This is a genomic window from Formosa sejongensis, from assembly GCF_033447105.1.
Taxonomy (GTDB): domain Bacteria; phylum Bacteroidota; class Bacteroidia; order Flavobacteriales; family Flavobacteriaceae; genus Formosa.
This window is the reverse complement of the sequence record NZ_JAWQUN010000020.1, coordinates 19723-38713: the sequence shown is the minus strand read 5'-3', so window position 1 is coordinate 38713 and position 18991 is coordinate 19723. Positions and strand designations below refer to the sequence as shown.

The following is an 18991-nucleotide window of genomic DNA, read 5'->3' as shown; positions in this document are numbered from 1 at the left end:
TAAAGCAACTTTTAAAAAACTTTTCAAAATGAAATATTTAAAATTAATATTAATTCTGATTGTAAGTCAACCCATTTTTTCACAATCTGCGGAAGGCAATGTCGATAATTTACCTGTTAGAGAACATACCATTACTTTACGTCAAACAATGGTTAATAAAGCAGGGAAAGACGTTATGGGAATGACTGTTAACGGAACAATTCCTGGTCCTACCTTAGAGTTTACAGAAGGAGACTACGCTGTAATTTATGTAAAAAACGAGATGACGGTAGAAACATCTGTCCATTGGCACGGATTATTGTTGCCTAATTTTCAAGATGGCGTACCTTATTTAACTACACCACCAATAATGCCTGGACAAACATATAAATACGAATTCCCTATAAGGCAATCAGGAACCTATTGGTATCATTCGCATACGATGTTGCAAGAACAAAGTGGTGTTTTTGGCTCCATTGTAATTCATCCGAGAACAGAAAACTTGGATTACGATACAGATTTAGTCTTGATGCTATCTGATTGGACAAATGAAAAACCGATGAGTGTCCTGCGTAATTTAAAGCGAGGTAATGATTGGTATAATATAAAGAAAGGTACAGCAACACCTTTAAATCAGGTAATCGCACAAGGAGCCCTTGGTGCACAATTCAATTTTTGGCGTCAACGCATGGATGGTGTAGATATCGCAGATGTCTATTATCCGGCATTTCTAATTAATGGGGAAGAAAGCATTGAATATCCAGAATTTAAACCAGGAGAGAAAGTCCGATTAAGAATTATAGATGGTGGCGCCTCAACGTCATTTTGGATGACTTTTGGAGGTGGAGATCCACTGTTGGTTTCTGCTGACGGTCTTGATGTTGTTCCTGTTAATAAGAATAAAACTTTTATAGCGATAGCAGAGACTTACGATTTTATAGTAACCATTCCAGAAACAGGAAAATTAGAATTTAAAATCACAGCACAGGATGGTTCAGGAAGTGCATCTGCTTTTATTGGAAATGGTGAGGTATTACCTGCTATGGATATTCCAAAACCAGATAAGATTGGAATGATGAAAAAAATGGCAAAGATGGATATGAAAATGGGAGCACCTGCCTTAAAATTTAATCCAGGAAAAGATGATCGTTTTAAAATGGAGAAGGAGTACGGAATGCAAATGGAGAATATGAAAGGCATGAAAATGGATAAATCGAAAGACACCATGCAAATGAATCATCCCAACTCTAATGGGATGGATATGCCTAAAGATTCCATGATGAATGAAAAGATGGATCATTCCAGAATGGATATGGCCAAAGATTCAGAGCAGACTTCCGATAAGAAAGGCATGGATGGCATGGACATGTTTTCAGAGTATAATTATAATTATTTGAAATCGCCAGAAAAAACGGCTTTTAACAAAAGTATTCCTGTAAAGGAAATATTGTTAAACCTTACCGGAAATATGAACCGTTATATATGGAGTATGAATGGTGTGCCGATTTCAGAAACCGATAATATTAAGATAAAAAGTACAGAAGTAACCCGAATCACTTTTAATAACCTGACAATGATGCACCATCCGATGCATTTACATGGTCATTTTTTTAGAGTTATTAATGAAAACGGAGCGTATTCACCCCTTAAACATACCGTTAATGTACCTCCAATGGAAAAAGTTACCATAGAATTTTATGGAAATAATGGTGACGAAAGTGGCGACTGGTTTTTTCATTGTCATATTTTGTATCATATGATGTCTGGTATGGCTAGAGTCATGTCTTATGACACGCCAAGAGATCCAAGGATGGATAAATTTCCAGTTTCTAAAATTATTGATGAAACGAATGAATATTATACTTGGGCAGATGCGAATTTAGCAACAAATATGATTGGATTAAATTTTACATCATCAAACATTCGTAATCAATTTAATGTGTCTGCAGAATATGGATGGAATAAAAATCTTGAAGCAGAAGTTACTTACCAGCGCTATCTGAACGATTATTTTAGTGTTTTTGGGGGAGTAAACGTAGAAAATGAAATAGCGGATAGTATGGATAATCTATCAACCACAGCCATTGTTGGTGTAAATTATTTAACTCCTTTTCTCTTTAATCTAGATGTAAGTATTGATAGCTATTTAAGGCCTCAAATAAGTGTAAGTCGTGAAATATTTATTTTTCCGAGAACTGCCATTTTCGGTAGTTATGAATATCAAGCAGATTTTGGATGGGTAGATAACCTTCCAGCAGGAGATAGTTTTGCAAAGGAAATTGTTTGGAATGCAGGTGTAGAATATCTTTTATCACGAAACTTTTCATTGATAGCAAGCTACGACAATCGCTTTGGAGCAGGAGGTGGGCTATCTGCAAGATTTTAATCTACACAATAATTAATAGTACTAAATAATAGAAAAATGAAACATTTAAGAACAATAACAATTTTATTAGCAGTGGCTTTTGTAGGCCTAACAGCAATGTCTTGTAAAGACAGTAAAAAAGAGCAAAGCAATGTTCAAGACAATCATTCAGAAATGAATCACGATGATAGTATGGACCAAGATAATATGAGTGCATCCAAAGACACGGTGGATTCCGATGCTCAAAATTCTGATGTAAAACAAGTAGTAGCAGATTATATGGCACTAAAGGATGCTTTAGTAGAAACCAATAAAGACGAAGCTGCTCAGGCTGGTAAAAAACTTGAAAGCACATTGAACAGTTTTAATGTCAGCAGTTATACTTCTGGACAACAAGAGGAATTAAATGATATTATAGCTGATGCCAAAGAGCACGCAGAACATATTGGGAAAAGTGAAATAGACCACCAACGTGAACATTTCAAAACATTGAGTAAAGATATTATGGATATGGTTGCTATTACAGGTACTGAAACCACCTTATATCAACAATTTTGCCCAATGTATGATAAAGGTTCAGCTTGGTTGAGTATGAGTAAAGACATCAAAAACCCTTACTACGGTAGTAAAATGTTGACCTGTGGAAAAGTACAAAAGGAGATCAACTAAATGAAAATTGTAAAAATCATAGCATTGGTTTTATTGGTAGCTTTTGTGGGTATGCAGTTTGTGCCCACAGAGCGAAACCAGAGCAATGTTATACCAAAAATTGATTTTTTGTTGGTAAACAATTCGCCAAAAAATATTGAAAAATTATTGCAAGTATCCTGTTATGATTGTCACAGTAACAATACGGAATACCATTGGTACAACAAAATTCAACCTATCGCTTGGATTTTAGAAGACCATATTGAAGAAGGTAAAGCCGAACTTAATTTTAATGAATGGGATTCATTATCAAATAGAAGAAAAAAGAGCAAATTAAGATCTATCATTAAACAGATTGAAAGTGGGGAGATGCCTTTGAGTTCATACACATTAATGCATAGTAATGCTATATTTTCTGAAGCAGAAAAAAAAGATGTTATTCAATATATAACACAATTAAAAGATAGTTTATCAAATTAATTTTAATATCATGAAACATACCTATCGCATACACGGAATGACCTGCAACGGTTGCAGAAGTCATGTTGAAGAAACCCTTTCAAAAGTAGAAGGCGTTTCAAAAGCTACTGTTGATTTGGACAAAGCTGAAGCTACCATTGAAATGGAAAGCCATATTCCAATTAAGACCTTTCAAAAAGCACTTCAAGAAGATGGTGGTCGGTATAGCATCGAATTACCAAATGAAGCTAAAAAAGACGCAATGAAACATACCTATCACATACACGGAATGACTTGCAACGGCTGTAGAAGTCATGTTGAAGAAACACTTTCAAAGGTAGAAGGCGTATCAAAAGCTACGGTTGATTTAGAAAAGGCAGAAGCTACTATAGAAATGGTATCACATATTCCAATTGAATTATTTCAAGAAGCTTTAAAAAAGGATGGAGGCACATATAGTATTCATAAACTAGGTGAGCATCATAAAAAGGATGAGATTCCCGCCTTCGCGGGAATTAATGGAACAGGAACATTTTATTGCCCAATGCATTGTGAAGGTGAAAAAACATATGACAAAGCAGGAGACTGTCCTGTTTGCGGCATGGATTTGGTTGAAGAACAAAATCTATCAACTACCAATTTAGAGCAATGGACTTGTCCGATGCATCCCGAAATTATAAAAGACGAAGCAGGTTCATGTCCTATTTGCGGTATGGATTTGGTTCCTATGCAAGCAGATAGTTCAGCAGAAGAGAAGACTTATAAGAAGTTACTAAAAAAGTTTAAGATTGCAGTTGTATTCACCTTGCCAATCTTCTTAATTGCCATGAGCGAAATGCTTCCTAATAATCCTTTATACGACGTTATGGGGCAAAAACAATGGAATTGGATTCAGTTTGTCTTATCCATTCCTGTTGTATTTTATGCTACTTGGATGTTTTTTGAACGTGCTTATAAAAGTATCAAAACGTGGAACCTCAATATGTTTACGCTTATAGGTATTGGTTCAGGTGTGGCTTGGCTGTTCAGTGTTTTTGGTATGTTTTTTCCAGATGTTTTTCCTGCTCAATTTAAAACAGATTCTGGTGCAGTACATGTGTATTTCGAGGCAGCAACCGTAATTCTAACATTAGTGCTTTTAGGGCAACTTTTAGAAGCTCGTGCACATAGTAAAACGAATTCGGCAGTTAAAGAGTTATTAAAGTTAGCACCTAATAAAGCCTTAAAAATAGTAGCTGGGGAAGAGGTTGAAGTAACCATCGATAAGATTGTATTACATGATATTTTAAAAGTAAAACCAGGTGAGAAAATTCCTGTGGATGGCGTAATTACTGAAGGAGATACAACCATTGATGAATCTATGATTACAGGAGAACCAATTCCTGTAAACAAATCGATAGATGATAAGGTAAGTAGTGGAACAATCAACGGGAATCAATCTTTTTTGATGAAAGCTGAAAAAGTTGGAAGTGATACGTTGTTATCTCAAATCATTCATATGGTTAACAATGCGAGTCGTAGTCGTGCACCCATTCAAAATCTAGCAGATAAAGTCTCTGGTTACTTTGTGCCTGTTGTGGTTTTAATTTCAATACTAACTTTTGCCATTTGGGCTATTTGGGGGCCAGACCCCGTTTATGTTTATGCCTTTGTTAATGCTATTGCCGTGTTAATAATTGCTTGTCCGTGTGCTTTAGGTTTAGCAACACCTATGTCTGTGATGGTAGGCGTGGGGAAAGGCGCTCAAAATGGTGTGCTGATTAAAAATGCTGAAGCCTTAGAAAAATTAGACAAGGTAGATACCTTAATTATAGATAAAACAGGAACAATTACCGAAGGAAAACCAACCGTTGAAAAAATGGGTTCATTTAACAACGGTTTCAGTGAAAGCGACGTGCTTCAATACATTGTTACTTTAAACAGTCATAGTGAACATCCATTAGCCGAGGCAACCGTTAAATACGGAAAAGAACAGCATGTTGAATTATTAAAATCGGATGGATTTAGTGCCGTTACAGGAAAAGGTGTGGAAGCTATTATTGATGGTAAAAAAGTAGCATTAGGGAATCCTAAAATGATGGCATATGCCAATGCGGAAATTACTTTGCAAATGGAAGAGGAAGCCACGACCTATCAAAAACAAGGTAAAACAGTATCCTATTTATCTGTGGATAATACAGTTGTTGGTTATGTTGTGATAGGCGATAAGATTAAGGCAACCAGCGCTAAAGCCATCAAAGAACTTCAAGAAAAGGGTATTGCAGTCATTATGCTTACAGGCGATAATCACGATACAGCACAAGCTGTAGCTACAGAACTTCATCTTACCGATTTTAAAGCAAGCATGTTACCTGAAGATAAAATGAAAGAAGTAGAGAAACTTCAAAAAGAAGGAAAGGTAGTTGCTATGGCAGGTGACGGTATCAATGATGCCCCAGCCTTAGCTAAAAGTGATGTTGGTATTGCCATGGGAACAGGAACAGATGTTGCAATAGAAAGTGCCATGATAACTTTGGTTAAAGGCGATTTACATGGAATCGTTAAAGCCAGAAATTTAAGTCATGCTGTAATGAAAAACATTAAGCAAAACCTGTTTTTTGCTCTCGTTTATAACACCTTGGGCGTACCTATTGCAGCAGGTGTTTTATTCCCATTTTTCGGAATACTATTATCACCTATGATTGCAGCATTAGCAATGAGTTTTAGCTCGGTTTCTGTTATTGCGAATGCGTTACGATTAAGAAAATCTAAAATTTAACTATAAAAGTAATAATTATGGAAAACTCTAAACAAAACAATAATTACAGAACATTCATTATCATGTTAGGTTGCTCTTTTGTAGCCATGTATATCACCATGTATCTAAATACCTACTCCATAGACCACGTGTATTTTAGTCTCACACGTTTTTATATGACTTGTTTAGGTATTTCAACTATGGCAGTCATCATGTGGTTTTTTATGCGAAATATGTATAAGAACAAGAAGAAGAACATCGCCATTCTAGCAGGGAGCTTAATACTTTTTGTTAGTGCATTAGGTTTGGTAAGAACACAAGCGCCTATTGTAGGAGATATACTTTGGATGAAAGCCATGATTCCACATCATTCTATTGCAATATTAACAAGTGAGCGTGCAGACATTAAAGATCCAGAAGTAAAAAAGCTAGCCGAGGATATTATTAAAGCTCAGAAGAAAGAAATTGAAGAAATGAAAGCGATGATTAATCGTCTTCAAAATGAAAAATAGAAACTATGAATAAGAACATCTTATATATCGGTATTGGAGTAATTATTGGACTACTTAGCAGTTATTTGTTATTTGTAGATAAGTCTGAGTCCTCCATTCAAGAAATTTCGGATAACCATAATCATTCGGAAGTCATTGATAGTCAATTGTGGACATGTTCTATGCATCCTCAAATAATGCAGCCAGAACCAGGCGATTGCCCTATTTGTGGTATGGAATTAATTCCAGCAGAATCTGTTGCTGAAGGATTATCTGCAGATCAATTTAAGCTTTCTGAAAATGCAATGGCATTAGCTAACATACAAACATCAATAGTAGGAGGAAAAATTTCAGATGTTGATACAGATTTCGTTTTGTCAGGAAAAATCACAGAGAATAAAGATGAAACAGCAACTATGCCAGCGCATTTTAATGGAAGAGTTGAAAAACTATATGTGAATTCGTTGGGAGAACAAGTTAAAAAAGGACAAGCAATTGCTCAAATATACTCTCCAGAATTGATTGCAGCCCAGCAAGAATTAATTACAGCTTATATATTAAAAGCATCGCAACCACAATTGTATACTGCGGTTAGGAATAAGTTTAAAAACTGGATGATTCATGGCCAGCAGTTAGATGAAGTAGAACAGACAGGACAAGTGAAAAATAGTTTTACAATTTACTCGCATGTATCTGGTGTAGTTACAGAAATCGCAATAAATGTAGGATCTCATATTATGGATGGGAAACCTATTTTTAAAGTTTCTAATTTAAGCACAGTTTGGGCAAACTTTGACGTTTATGAAAATCAAATCAGTCAATTTAAAAAAGGTTTAAATGTTGTAGTAACTACAAATGCATATCCGAGTAAAGAGTTTAAAGGGAAGGTAGATTTTATAGATCCTATTTTAGATACTCAAACAAGAACGGTAAAATTAAGAGTCGTATTAAATAATAAAAACGATCTTTTTAAACCAGGAATGTTTGTAGAAGGAAAAGTTAAAGGTATCGCTTCTTTAAGCAAAGAACAAGTATTAACTATACCTGCTTCGGCTGTTTTATGGACAGGAAAGCGATCTGTAGTGTATATAAAAACGAATCCAAATGCACCTATTTTCGAAATGCGCGACATTACTTTAGGCAATCAAATAAATAATAGTTATCAGGTTTTAGAAGGTTTAAATAACGGAGATGAAATTGTAACTAATGGTACATTCACTGTGGATGCAGCTGCCCAATTACAAGGGAAAAAATCAATGATGAATAAAGGGAAAAAAGAGGAATCTTCTCTACCATTATCTCAAATGAGAATCACATTATCTGCAAGCTTCCAAAAGAATTTCAAAAAGGTTCTAAAGCCTTATATTCAAATGAAAAATGCATTTGTGTCTGGTGATACTGTTCAAATTTCAGCTTTTTCAAAAGAGATATCTAAGTCTTTAAAATCAATAGATATTAGTGATTTAGGAAAATTGGAGCAATCACACGTTAATAAAAGCATTGAAATACTTGAAGCGATCTCAGAAGGTGGCAATCTGGAAAATAAGCGCGCAAATTTTGTAATACTAAATGAAAACATTGTTCCAATAGCGATGAATATTGATGGTTCTGATCCAACCTTATATGTGCAAAAATGCCCTATGGCTAACCATAATAAAAGTGCAATTTGGTTGAGTACTGAAAAGGATATTAGAAACCCATATTTTGGAGATGAAATGCTAACTTGTGGTAGTATAATTCATACCGTTCAGTAAAATAAAAATTATTAATTAGGAGAAGAATTAAGGTTTCTCCAGTACCTTTAAACTGGAGTTTTTCCGATTAATGAATTTCTTTTAATCATAAACATTCTGATTTCCAAAGTCACCAAGACATTTCACGTGATATTTCGTAAAAACTCCAAATGAGTAAAAGGACATGCCTCAAAATAATATGGAACACCTCTTTTTGTTTTTAAATATGAATAGTGAGTTTTTAGAAAATGTTTAGATTTTTGAGACTTTAAATCACCCACAATAAAGAGACACTCGCTTTGTAAATAGGTGAATTGAAAACTCAAGAACAGATCCTATCAACCACATTTCTATTTTATTTCCTAAATAATTTATTGTAGATATATCACAAGAAAGAGTTTCTAAATACCGACAATGTGTATGATGAATATTTATCTGATGAGGTTATTGGGAGTATGTATTTATCAACAATTAAGCTTCCTTTAAATAATCAAATTCTAAAAGCATGCTTTTATGTTATAGGACTTAAAAACAATACATTAATGCGTTTTAATTTATGCTTAACCTCTATAGAATCAAATAAATAGAACTATATTTCAGTCTAGATTGGCAATTATGAAAATAGTCGGTTATGTTATATTTACTTTATTTGTTATCCAATCTTATGGGCAATCTCAAGTGTCTTTTAGACAGTTATCTGTAAACGACGGCCTTTCTCAAAATAGTGTTGTTTCTGTGACGCAAGATAGTATTGGTTATTTATGGCTAGCAACTCAAGACGGACTCAATAAATTTGATGGTAATACATTTCAGATTTATAATGCGTTTTTTTTAGATGTTACAAAACCAACTTATAGCCATTTAGGAACGGTTTATACAGATCGTGAAGGGCATATCATTACGCTTCCTATTTCTAAAACACCTCATATTTATAATAAAAACAGCAATAGTTTTATCCCTTTTTCGAATGTAAAGGATGTTAGCGTTGTATTTCAAGACACAAAAAAAAATTATTGGTTTGGTACTTATAATTCTGGACTGTTTAAAAAAGATGGTGTAACTAAGGAAACAACATTAGTAATACCTTCAACAGACATTGGAACTATTTATTCAATTTCAGAAGATAAAAATGGCACTGTTTTTTTAGCCAGTCAAGGTGAAGTTATAAGTCTGCAATCAGATACCGGTGTAATTGAATCCTATTATCCCGACGGTAATAATAATTCCAGTACCAATTACAGTAAGCTTTTGTTTGATGAGCTAGGTAATATCTGGTTGGGTTCTTATGGAAATGGATTATGGTATAAATCTGCTAAATCATCACATTTTAAACGGATACAATCTGTTTTTCCTGAAGTCGATTTACCAAACGATTTGAATATTTTGTCTATGCATTTGGATAAAAAACGAAGATTATGGGTGGCTACATTTGGACGTGGCTTATATAAAATAAATTTAGAAACGCATGATGTAAAACATTTTGAAGTTAAGAAACACAATCCGCGATCTATACATTATAATGATATACTGTGTATTTACGAAGATTATACTGGCACCTTATGGTTTGGAACAGATGGGGCAGGGGTAAGTTATTACGATGAATATCTTCAGAAATTTAACTTCATTAATAATAGTCAAACTCCTGAAGAAATAAATATAGATCTCGTTAGAGCCATTCTAGTCGATAAGAAAAATGATGTTTGGATAGGTACTAGCGGCAAAGGGCTTTCAAGATTTACACCAAAAACAAATAGTTGGAAGACGTATGCAAAATCAAAAGATGGTTTGAGTTCGAATAGGATTGTTAGTTTGTTTTTAGATAATGATGAAGACTTATGGATAGGAACTCAAGACGGCGGTTTAAATATCATGCAAACTAATGAAAACTTAACGTATTATAATAAAAGCACAAACCCGTCTTTACCCTCAGAAACGATTTGGAGTATTTTTAAAGACACATCTCATAATGTATGGTTGGCAACTCGAGATAATGGCCTGATTCTATTTGACAAGCAAAGAGGTGTTTTAAAAACGTTTGACAAATCTAATGGACTTATTAGCAATAACATTAGAGTGACAATACAAGGGGAAAAGGATATGCTTTGGATTGGTACAGAAGATCATGGGGTTGTTTTATTTAATACAAAAACAGAAACGTTTATTGATTTTAAGACCGATTTTAATTTAAATGGAGAAGATGTTACCAAAAAAGTTAAATCCTTGTATTATGATAATAACGGGTTTTTGTGGGTCGGTACTTTTGGAAATGGTTTAGGTGTGTACGATTTAAAAAATAAAGCATTCTACAATTACACCGTTGCTGATGGGTTACCGAATAATGTTATTTATGCTATTCTGCCAGATGCCGAGAATAACTTGTGGCTAAGTTCTAATAGGGGTATTACCATGCTAACACCTCCAATTAATTTTAATGAAAAACCTCAAATTATTAACTACGATAATTACGATGGACTAGCCACAGAGTTCAATACCGGTGCCTATTTTAAATCAGGCAATAACGATTTATATTTTGGCGGACTAGAAGGTTATTATTGGTTTAGTCCGTTTTTAATTAAAAAAAGTGATGTCGTACCTAAAACAGTTATTACAAGTTTTGAGGTTTTTAATAAACACGTTCAAATGTCTGAAAACACTCAGCTAAATTATAAGGAAAATACGGTGTCTTTCACATTTTCTAGTTTACAATTCTCATTGCCTAAGAAAAACAAATATCTGTATAAACTAAAAAACCATGATACTGATTGGTTGCTCTCTGAAGGTACAGGTCGTGTGAGATACACAAACTTATCTCCTGGAGCATATTCGTTTTTAGTAAAATCTAGTAACTATGATGGCGTTTGGAATGAAAAACCTTCTCGTTTTAATTTCATAATAAATAAACCTTGGTATTTAAGTAAATGGATGCTTTTTGTTTATGCTTTACTAGTTTTATGCTCCGTTTTACTAACCTATTACTATTTTAAATGGCGATGGCGAATGACCTTAAATTTAAAACAAGAAAGAGAGGAGTCTGATAGACTAAAGCGTTTAGATGAATATAAAACGAAGCTTTATGCCAATTTAGCACATGAATTTAGAACTCCGCTAACGTTAATTTCTGCACCAATTAAGAAACAATTGTTAATGGGAGACTTACAATTGGAGTCTAAAAAAGACTTAGAATTAGTAGAACGTAATACAGCGCAACTGTTAAATTTAGTCGATCAATTATTAGAGCTCTCAAAGGTCGAGTCAGGAAAAATGACTTTAAAAGTCACCCAAGGTAATTTAGGCTTGTATTTAAAAGTGATTTCTCAGTCTTTTCAGTTTTTAGCAAAGCAAAACGGTTTAAGACTTACTGTTAATATTCCCGAAATTAAAAATGTATGGTTTGATGTCGATATTTTAGAACGTATAGTCAATAATTTATTTTCTAATGCTATAAAATATGCCTCTAAAGGAGGCACTATTGCTTTTCATGTTGAACAAAATGACATGAAAGAACTTAGAATGATTTTTTTGAATGATATTGATGGTATTGTGGAAAACGATATTTCTAAAATATTTAATCGTTTTTATCAGATAAATGAAAATTCAGAAGGTTCTGGCATTGGGCTTTCTCTTGTGAAAGAGTTGGTGGCATTGTCTCATGGTACTATTGAAGCGTCTTATATCGAAGCCGTTAAGATGAAGTTTGTAGTTAAATTGCCAATTTCTAAAGCCTCTTTTTCTGTAGAAGAAATAGATGTTTCAAGTCTTAAAAATGGCGATATAAAAATTGAAAAATCATCTAATCATGCATTCGAAAATGGTTCAAAAGGAATAGCCTTAGTTGTAGAAAATAATCAGGATATAAGACAGTTTGTTAAATCATTATTAGTAGATGACTTTAAAGTTATTGAAGCCGAAAATGGTTTCGAAGGTATAGAAAAGGCATTTAAAACGATTCCGGATATTATCATTTCGGATGTTATGATGCCTGTAAAAAATGGATTAGAGCTTTGTGAAATTTTAAAACAGGACGAGAAAACTTCTCATATTCCTATAATTCTACTTACTGGTAAAATTGGAGAAATAAACGAATTAGCAGGATTAAAAATGGGAGCAGACGATTATATAACAAAACCCTTCAACCCGAAAACACTTAAAGTTAAGGTTAACAATATTATTAATAACCGAAAAAAAATTCATCAACGTTACAAACAAGATTCTCTTTTTAAACCAAAAGAAATTGCTGTAACTTCTGCAGATGAAGTGTTTCTAAAAAAAGTTCAAAACATATTAGATCAAGAGTTGTTAAACCCAGAATTTAATGCCGAAACTTTTAGTAAACACGTTAACATGAGTAGAATGCAATTGCATAGAAAAATGTTGGCATATACAGGACTTTCTACTTCCAATTTCATAAGATCTCAACGATTAAAACAAGCGACAATCATTTTAAAATCTTCGCAATATACGATTAATGAAGTGGCTTATATGGTTGGGTTTAGTACGCCTTCTTATTTTATAAAATGCTTTAAAGAAATGTATGGGCAAACGCCTTTAGAGTACTTAAACAAATAACTTCTCACTTATCCTTTTTTACGTAATGTTACAATAGTGCTATAGAAAGTTACTCTTTTTAAACCAAAAGGAATTGCTGTAATTTCAGCAAATAAAGCATAACTAAAAAGGTTCAAAACATATCAGATTAATGGCTGGAAAACTCAGAATTTAATACTGAAACTTTTAATAAACATGTTAACCTGAACAGAATGAGATTACACAGAAAAATGTTAGCATATACTGGGATTCTACTTCTTTTTTATAAGATCTTAACGAGTAATACAAGCTACAATTATTTTAAAATCTTCGCAATATACTGCTAGCGAGGTTGCTTGTTTGGGATTATATATCATCTTTTTTATAAAGTGTTTTAAATAAATTTAAGGCAAACACTTCCAGAGTACTTAAGTAAATAACGTTTTATTCCTCTTTTTTTTATGAATGTTACAATAGTTCTATACTATGTTACATATCAGGTATTTGTTTTTAATCTTCTGATATAGATTTGTTTAAGGTTTGTCTGAATAGTTAAAGTGATATTAATACTCCTCTTTTTTATCATGCGCTAAAATATGAATCAATAAAACTAAAATTAAATAATTATGAAAACTAAAATAATATTATTGGTTGTTTTTATGTTTTTAGGCGTTTCAAAATCTCAAGCGCAATTTTTTAAAAAACTTAAGGACCGTGTAGAGCAAACGGTAGAAAATGTTGTCGTTGAAAAAACGGCAGATAAAGCTGCTGAAACAACATCAAAATCTATGGATAAAGTGTTTGATATGAATCCTTTTGGTGGTGGTGACGGAAAAGCAGATGCTAATCAAGTTGCAAATTCTTATGATTTTACTTGGAAATATTCCTTGAAAATGACAACAAAACAAGGCGATATGGTATTCGATTATTACCTAAAACCTGATGCTTCCTACTTTGGATTTACAACTGCCACCATGAAAGATATGTTTACGGTTATGGATAATGGAAATAACGTGACAGTCATGTTTATGAACTCTAAGGGGAATAATATTGGAATGGCTAGCCAAATGCCCGATGACTTGGACCTTGAGGAAATGGCTGACGAGTCCGCTAAATTTAAATTCGAAGTATTGCCTAATAAATCCATTAATGGTTACGATTGTAAAGGCGTTAAAGCCACTAGCGATGAGTATATAATGACCATGTACTTTACCAATGAAGCTGAAATAAGCTTTGATGATATCTACAAAAATCAACAGACTAATATTCCCGTGGAATTAAAAAAATATTTCGACCCAAATGATAAAATGTTGATGATTTCAATGGATATGAAAAGTTTAAAGAATGAAAAATACGATGCAAAAATGGAATGTATTGGACTGGAAGAAGTTCAAAAGACCATCAAGAAGTCGGATTATAAAATTATGTAATTCACTATAAAAACATATTAGCTACTAAATTTTGAAACGATGAAAAAACAACTATTTTTTATTTTGTTTGTAACTCTAACCGTTACCATGTCTTCACAAACTACTTTCACGGTGAATACTACGGACGATTTACCAGATAACAATATAAACGACGCCATTTGTGCAGACGCAAACGGCAATTGTACCTTGCGTGCAGCCATTCAAAATGCAAATAAAACTAGCAATAAAGATAGTATTGAATTCGATCTTTCTGGGACAGCTCCATTTACAATTGCAATCACAACGAGTGAGCTACCAACCATTGGATATCCAGTTATAATTGGCGGTCGTACACAATCAGAATATGCAATATCAAATTCACCTGTAATTGAATTAGATGGGTCAGGTTTGCCAATAAACAATTCTGGACTCAAAATCTATGGGTTTTCTGATACTTCTGAAATTTATGGTTTATCCATTGGAGGTTTTCAACGTTTAGATGTGTCACCGTTTTCTGGAGGTTATGGTATTGATGTATTGTCAGATAATACCATTATTCAAAGTAATTATATTGGATTGAAACCAGATGGAACCACTTTAAATCCCAACCAATGGGGCGTATATTTTTACAATAGCGGGAATAATACTATTGGAGGTACAGATGAGCATGAAGAAAATGTTATTTCTGGTAATTATTCTGGAGGGGTAACATTTGATGGTTTACAAGCTTCCAATAATATAGTGCAAGGCAATTTGTTAGGAACAGATGCTACAGGACTTCTGCCTAGAGGAAACCGTTATAATCTTCAATTATTAAATGCGCCTAATAATACTATAGGAGGAAATACGCCAGAGGCTGGAAACATTCTTTCGGGCGGAGTAAATAGTCAGACTGCTGATATAGATGGAACGGGAATATCTGTTACAGGAGCGAATTCAACAAATAACACCATAATAGGTAATTATATCGGAACAGATATCACAGGAACACAACCTATGCCAAATGCTCGAGGTGGTATTTTACTGCTCTTTGGCGCTAGTAACAATTCTATTGGAGGTGATGAAACTGGAGAAGGAAATCTCATATCAGGTAACGGGTATTATGGAATTTACCTTCAGGGTGGCGTTGGGTCAACTCCTGTTGCCTCTAACAGTTTTAAAGGAAATTATATAGGGGTTGATGTTACAGGAAATGTGGCATTGCCAAATGGAAGAGGAATTATGATGCTTGCTGGAGACATAGACGGGAATATCATTGGGGGAACAACGCCCAATTCCAAAAATGTGATTTCGGGAAATTCAAGTACCGGAATAGCAATATTCAGTGGTATGAATAATCAAATCATTGGAAATTATATTGGCACCAACGCTTCTGGCACAACCGCTCTTACAAATAGTACAGGAATTGATTTAAGAAGTGGTAATAACAGCGTTGGAGGTATAGCTGCGGGTTCAAGAAATGTTGTTTCTGGAAATTATATAGGAATAGAAATTTCAGGCGTTACGTCCAGTGGCTGTTCAATAAAAGGTAATTATATTGGTTTGAATGCTGCAGGAAATGCGGCATTGGCAAATACCACAGGCATTTCGATCATAGCGTCGGCAAACACTTCTATTATTGGAGGTCCTAATGCTTCAGATAGAAATATTATTTCAGGTAATGCCATTAGAGGCGTATGGATAACTGGTGCTTCGCACACTATTCAAAACAATTATATAGGTTTAAATCCAGCTGGAACCGAGGTTATAAAAAATGGTATCGAAGGTATCCGTTTTAATGGGGTTTTAACTAACACACAAGTTTCAGAAAACACCATTTCAGGTAATGGAACGGTTTCAACTACGGCTATCAATGTCAATTTTAAAAGCGCCAATAATGTTCAATTCTTTAACAATATGGTGGGTACATTGCCCGACGGTATTATTGGCGTTGAAAATATTGGAAATGGAGTGTTTTTAAGCAATTCTAGCAATAATAGTATAGGAGGCGTTTCTGTAATGGACGGTAATATCATAGGGAATCATAATTTAAATGCGATAGCAATTTCAGGACCTAGCAGCAATAATACGATTCGTTACAATAACATAGGTGTTGGTTTAGATGGTGTTACAAATGTTGGAAATAGTATTATCGGGATAGCCATTCAAGGAGCAAATACAGGGAACACAATCATTCAAAATAGGATTGCAAACAACGATCGAGGCGTTGTACTACAAGCTAATGGAGGTACTCCAACCCAAGTAACCATTTCAGAAAACAGTATGTACAATAATTCTGTTTTAGGAATTGATTTGGTAGGTACAACCGAAAATGATGCAGACGATGCAGATGCAGGTGTCAATAATTTTCAAAACACGCCGGAAATAAGTATGGTAAATCGTTTAGCAGGAACTGCCATGGAAATCACGTATTCAGTTCCAAGTTCCATCGCAAATTCTGCCTATCCATTGACCATTGAATTTTTTGGGGCCTCCAGTGGACAAGGGAAAATATTTATAGATTCTGATGTGTATACAGCTGTCGGAACTAAAACCGTGACCATAAATCTTCCAACTGGTTTTGACCCTAGCGACTTTGTCAACATCGTAGCAACTGCCACAGATGCAAATGGAAACACGTCGGAATTTGGAATTGGTACAGATGTCACACTGTCTATATCTCAAAACGAAATTACCGGTTTAAAAGTGTATCCAAATCCAGTTTCCAATCAATTATTTATCAAATCGCCAACATCAGAAAACTATACTTTAAAAGTTATGAATGCTTTGGGACAATTGGTTTTCTCTGAAAAAAACCATGAGTATTCAATCGCATTGGATGTTTCAAATCTGTCTAAAGGGCTTTATTTTTTAAATATTACTTCAGGAGTAGGGAATATTCAAACTATTAAATTCATAAAAAATTAAAAATGAAAACAGTTTATAGAATACTAGCATTTTCTTTATTAATGATGTCTTGTCAATCCAATAAAGAAGGAACCGATAATTTGAATGCTATAGTAGAAAAACAGAGTAAGGAAGCAACTACTAAACCCCAGTCTAATACCATTTTAACAGAAGCTCAGTTCAATAATTTTTTCCCAAAAGAAATTGGGGATTATAAACTTGTTAATGTTTCTGTACTCATGTCTAGTGCCGTTGCCAGTGCAATGTATATTAAGGATAACGATTATAAACATAGCATGACTTATAGTCTAGAAGACTGCAATAGAAAAGGGTCTGCTAATATTAGAAATTTTGAAGATTCATACAAATTAAAGCCCCAAGGTCCGCTAGGAACAGAATATGTTTATAAAGAACGAGATGGCTATAAAACCATTGCTTTTTTACAACCAAATATTAAACGTAACAACATTGGATTTATTTATAATAATCGATTCAGAATCGTATTAAATGGAACGGCAGATGTAGATGTTTTGTGGACATACTTTAAAAAAGAAGATTTAAAAAAATTAAATAACTAACAAAATTAAAAATAATGGAAACCTCAGAAAACAAAACAGTAACCATAAATGAAGGGAAAAATATAGCGATTATAGCCTATATCACCATTATAGGATTAATTATTGCCTTTGTAATGAATAACGATAAGAAAAATGATTTTGCAAAATATCACATTAAGCAATCATTAGGTTTAGCCTTAACTGGATTGGTATTAGGACTCATCGGAATGATTCCCATTCTTGGATGGATTATTAACGTTATTGGTGTTTTTGTGCTACTCTATATGTGGATTATGGGATTAGTAAATGCCATTAACACATTAGAAAAACCAGTACCATTTTTAGGAAATAAGTATTTAGAATGGTTTAAAAATTTATAATAAATCTATTTAAAGATTGCACGATGCTAATTAATAAAATAACGGATTAATTAATTATAAGAAACTATACAAATGAAAACACTAAAAAACAGTATCGTAGTGCTTTTTATGAGCGCTTTTATGAGTCTAGGATGTATGGCGCAAAATGCCATACAAGGCAACATAGAAAATTGGTCTAATGGAGAAGTTCCATTAATCTTTAATGATTATATATCGAAAGCAAAAATAAACATGGGTAGCATCTCATCTAATGGTGAAATGATTATACCACTTGACGATGATTATTTATCTAATTTGAAAGACGCGGCACTTAAAGCTAAAGAAACAGCACCCGAAGGATGGAAAATGAAGTTTAATACCGTTGAGTCTGTATTTGGTTGTGGAGATGAAGGTATTATTTATGAAAATGCTTCAATTATTTTTACTGGTCTACCTGATTTAGAAGCCCTAAACGATGACGAATCTACGTCTTATGGATATATATACTGCACCAACAACACAGAACTTTCAACTTGGCTATTTAATTACGGTCAAGGAAATATCGCAAAAGGTTATTATTTAAGATGGTTTTATGCAGAGGATAATGCATCAGTAAAAGGAACCTGTGATATGCCCACTTACACCGGTAACGCAGATGAAAATTATGTAGATACTACAGTTTATAATCTAGAAATAAAGAAAGGATGGAATATAATTAAATATGCCATTACCGAAACCTTTATATCTCAAGAAGGCAAAATATCACCTTCAAAAACTGAAATTACTACAATAGATGAAGTTCCAATCGATGCACTATGGCTTCTTCTATAGAATTAAAATGGAG

Annotated in this window: 12 protein-coding genes; all 12 read left to right on the top strand. The window is 33.6% G+C overall.

All coding sequences use genetic code 11. The features are described 5' to 3' along the window. Positions 1-28 precede the first annotated feature (28 nt). The 12 genes from R6X41_RS15540 to R6X41_RS15485 all read left to right on the top strand — a co-directional run bounded on the left by R6X41_RS15540 (position 29) and on the right by R6X41_RS15485 (position 18978). A complete protein-coding gene (locus R6X41_RS15540) occupies positions 29-2365 on the top strand; it encodes a multicopper oxidase domain-containing protein (protein WP_318501266.1) in 2337 nt (778 codons plus the stop codon). 36 nt (positions 2366-2401) lie between these two features. Then, positions 2402-3013 (top strand): DUF3347 domain-containing protein, encoded by a 612-nt coding sequence (locus R6X41_RS15535; RefSeq protein ID WP_412176275.1) that lies wholly within the window; start codon positions 2402-2404, stop codon positions 3011-3013. Beyond that, the gene (locus R6X41_RS15530) at positions 3014-3472 is read left to right on the top strand and encodes a heme-binding domain-containing protein (protein ID WP_318501264.1); all 459 of its coding nucleotides are present in this window, start codon (positions 3014-3016) and stop codon (positions 3470-3472) included. 10 nt (positions 3473-3482) lie between these two features. Next, entirely contained in the window at positions 3483-6209 is a 2727-nt protein-coding gene (locus tag R6X41_RS15525) for a heavy metal translocating P-type ATPase (RefSeq protein WP_318501263.1), read from the top strand. Positions 6210-6226: 17 nt separating this feature from the next. Continuing rightward, complete coding sequence (locus R6X41_RS15520) at positions 6227-6700, top strand: DUF305 domain-containing protein (protein ID WP_318501262.1); 474 nt, start codon at positions 6227-6229, stop codon at positions 6698-6700. Positions 6701-6705: 5 nt separating this feature from the next. After that, positions 6706-8433 carry an efflux RND transporter periplasmic adaptor subunit gene (locus R6X41_RS15515; RefSeq protein ID WP_318501261.1) on the top strand — a complete coding sequence of 576 codons (1728 nt, stop codon included), beginning with the start codon at positions 6706-6708 and terminating at the stop codon, positions 8431-8433. 594 nt (positions 8434-9027) lie between these two features. Continuing rightward, on the top strand, positions 9028-12978 hold the full coding sequence (locus R6X41_RS15510) for a hybrid sensor histidine kinase/response regulator transcription factor (RefSeq protein WP_318501260.1): 3951 nt from the start codon (positions 9028-9030) through the stop codon (positions 12976-12978). Positions 12979-13562: 584 nt separating this feature from the next. Then, positions 13563-14366, top strand: a complete 804-nt coding sequence (locus R6X41_RS15505) for a DUF4412 domain-containing protein (protein WP_318501259.1) — start codon at positions 13563-13565, stop codon at positions 14364-14366. 39 nt (positions 14367-14405) lie between these two features. Continuing rightward, positions 14406-17252 (top strand): T9SS type A sorting domain-containing protein, encoded by a 2847-nt coding sequence (locus R6X41_RS15500; protein ID WP_318501258.1) that lies wholly within the window; start codon positions 14406-14408, stop codon positions 17250-17252. Positions 17253-17254: 2 nt separating this feature from the next. Continuing rightward, positions 17255-17809, top strand: coding sequence for a hypothetical protein (locus R6X41_RS15495; RefSeq protein WP_318501257.1), 555 nt, complete (start codon positions 17255-17257; stop codon positions 17807-17809). 14 nt (positions 17810-17823) lie between these two features. After that, entirely contained in the window at positions 17824-18168 is a 345-nt protein-coding gene (locus tag R6X41_RS15490; RefSeq protein WP_318501256.1) for a DUF4870 domain-containing protein, read from the top strand. A gap of 72 nt (positions 18169-18240) precedes the next feature. Further along, entirely contained in the window at positions 18241-18978 is a 738-nt protein-coding gene (locus tag R6X41_RS15485; protein ID WP_318501255.1) for a hypothetical protein, read from the top strand. The last annotated feature ends 13 nt before the right edge of the window (positions 18979-18991 follow it).

What these genes read in the sequence shown, in the direction of transcription:
- R6X41_RS15540 (WP_318501266.1), top strand. Translation starts at nt 29, where the DNA reads ATGAAATATTTAAAATTAATATTAATTCTGATTGTAAGTCAACCCATT.
- R6X41_RS15520 (WP_318501262.1), top strand. Translation starts at nt 6,227, where the DNA reads ATGGAAAACTCTAAACAAAACAATAATTACAGAACATTCATTATCATG.
- R6X41_RS15505 (WP_318501259.1), top strand. Translation starts at nt 13,563, where the DNA reads ATGAAAACTAAAATAATATTATTGGTTGTTTTTATGTTTTTAGGCGTT.
- R6X41_RS15510 (WP_318501260.1), top strand. Translation starts at nt 9,028, where the DNA reads ATGAAAATAGTCGGTTATGTTATATTTACTTTATTTGTTATCCAATCT.
- R6X41_RS15500 (WP_318501258.1), top strand. Translation starts at nt 14,406, where the DNA reads ATGAAAAAACAACTATTTTTTATTTTGTTTGTAACTCTAACCGTTACC.
- R6X41_RS15515 (WP_318501261.1), top strand. Translation starts at nt 6,706, where the DNA reads ATGAATAAGAACATCTTATATATCGGTATTGGAGTAATTATTGGACTA.
- R6X41_RS15485 (WP_318501255.1), top strand. Translation starts at nt 18,241, where the DNA reads ATGAAAACACTAAAAAACAGTATCGTAGTGCTTTTTATGAGCGCTTTT.
- R6X41_RS15495 (WP_318501257.1), top strand. Translation starts at nt 17,255, where the DNA reads ATGAAAACAGTTTATAGAATACTAGCATTTTCTTTATTAATGATGTCT.
- R6X41_RS15490 (WP_318501256.1), top strand. Translation starts at nt 17,824, where the DNA reads ATGGAAACCTCAGAAAACAAAACAGTAACCATAAATGAAGGGAAAAAT.
- R6X41_RS15530 (WP_318501264.1), top strand. Translation starts at nt 3,014, where the DNA reads ATGAAAATTGTAAAAATCATAGCATTGGTTTTATTGGTAGCTTTTGTG.
- R6X41_RS15525 (WP_318501263.1), top strand. Translation starts at nt 3,483, where the DNA reads ATGAAACATACCTATCGCATACACGGAATGACCTGCAACGGTTGCAGA.
- R6X41_RS15535 (WP_412176275.1), top strand. Translation starts at nt 2,402, where the DNA reads ATGAAACATTTAAGAACAATAACAATTTTATTAGCAGTGGCTTTTGTA.